This window comes from Acidovorax sp. FW305-C-20-28 (genome assembly GCF_058783375.1).
This window is the reverse complement of the sequence record NZ_JBYSYM010000078.1, coordinates 1-2,009: the sequence shown is the minus strand read 5'-3', so window position 1 is coordinate 2,009 and position 2,009 is coordinate 1. Positions and strand designations below refer to the sequence as shown.

Sequence of the window (2,009 nt, the reverse complement as noted above, 5' to 3'; positions counted from 1 at the left end):
TCCACCAGCGGCACGACCTACAACCTGGCGGCCGCCGAGGACTGGGCTGCCGGGGCGGATACCGCTGTGGTGATCGCCGACCTCACGGGCAATGGCATCACGGTCTCCAACGTGGCCGTGCCCACGGTCACCAATGCCACCTACAACGTAGGCACCGGGGTGCTGGTGGTCACGGGCACGGGCCTTTTGGGCAAGGCCGGGGCGCTCAATGACATCGCGGCCGGCAAGCTCACCTTCACCGGCAAGGCCGGCGGCACCCATGTGCTGGCTGCCACCGCCGATGTGGAGATCACCAGTGCCACCAGCTTCAGCCTGACGCTGGGCGCTGCCGACAAGACCGCCGTGAACCTGCTGCTGGACAAGGCGGGCACTGCTTCTTCCGACAGCACCGCCTACAACATTGCCTTTGCCGAGGACTGGAACGCCGGCGCCGATGCGGCCGTGGTGATTGCAGACCTGACGGGCAATGCGATCACCGTGGGGGGCTTTCCTTCGGATGGCGGCGGTACGCCCCCTTCCACCACGGTGGACGGTGTGCCCGTCACCACCGAGCCCGGCCCCGGTGGCTCCACCGTCATCACCATCCCGGTGGTCACCCCCACCCGTCCGGACGTGCCCGGCACGCCCACGCCGCTGGCCGACATCCCGCTGGTCACCTCCCCCGGCGGTTCCCCCATCGTCTCGGTCAGCGTGCCCACCGGAGTGGGTCTGTCGGCCGAGGGCCTTTCCACCACGACCGCGGGCTCTGCGGCCCTGGCCGAACTCGGGTTCCGCATCGAGCGGGTCACCGGCAACAACCCCGAGCTGACCAACGCTGGCCAGGTGTTCTATGCCACGCTCTCACCCAATGAGCCGCTGAGCGTGCAGATCTTGAAGCCCACCATCGGTGCCGGCTATGACGGATCGCAGCCGCTGGTGATCAATGGCAGCGCCAACCCGGCCGATGGCAAGCAGGCGGTGATCATCGATGCGCGTGCCCTGCCTTCGGGCACGGTGATCCAGGTGGACAACATCGAGTTCATCGCCGTGGTGGGCAATGTGCGTGTCATCGGTGGTGCGGGCCAGAACATGGCCAGTGGCGACAGTGGCAACCAGTGGATCGTGCTCGGCCCCGATGACGACATCATCCATGGCGGTGCTGGCAACGATACCGTGGGCAGCGAGGCCGGGGATGACCAGGTCTATGGCGATGCGGGCGATGACATCGTGTTTGGCGGTGCGGGCAATGACCTGTTGTCCGGTGGCACGGGCAGCGACAAACTCAATGGCGGTACGGGCTTTGATGTGGCGATCCAGGAAGGGGCGCGCAGCGACTACACAGTGACCCTGGAAGGCGCCGGCATCAAGCTCACGCACACCGTCAGTGGCGTGTCCGACTGGCTGGTCGATGTGGAGCAGGTGCGCTTTGCCACGGGCCCGATTCTCACGGTGGCGCACAGTGCGGCCGAGGAGGCCGCTGCATTCCTGTTCCAGAAGTGGCTGGGCCGCGACCTGAACCAGGGCGAGGGGGCGATCATCCAGAGCCTCACCGGCAAGACGGCGCTGGAGGTGGCAACTTTGTTCGCCCAGGTGTTCCCCGAGCAGAGTGCGGGCAAGACGCCGGCGCAGTTGCTCGAAGGCATGGCCAGTGCCGGCGCCATTCGCGTGGATGCCGTGCGCGAGGTCACGGTGACCGGCGATGCGGGCAACAACACCATCAGCCCGACCTTGGGCCTGGCGCGGTTTGTGGATGGGGGTGCGGGTACCGATACCGTGGTGATCCCTGCCACCCTGGCGCAGACCCATGTGCAGCACAACGCCAACGGCAGCTATACCCTGCAGCGACTGACCGATGGGGCGATGCTGGACACCACCAACGTAGAGCGCGTGAACTTCAGCGACACCAAGCTGGCCTTGGACCTGAACGGCAATGCGGGCCAGGCGGCCAAGCTGCTGGGCGCGCTGGCCGGGCCAGGGATTCTGGCCAACAAGGGCATCGTGGGCGAGGTGATTCGCCTGCTCGATGCCGG

General features: G+C 66.8%; 1 pseudogene. It reads left to right on the top strand.

Going from position 1 to position 2,009, the window contains the following annotated elements:
• Nucleotides 1-2,009, top strand: a pseudogene (locus AC3WOH_RS34805) (hypothetical protein); the annotation flags it as partial.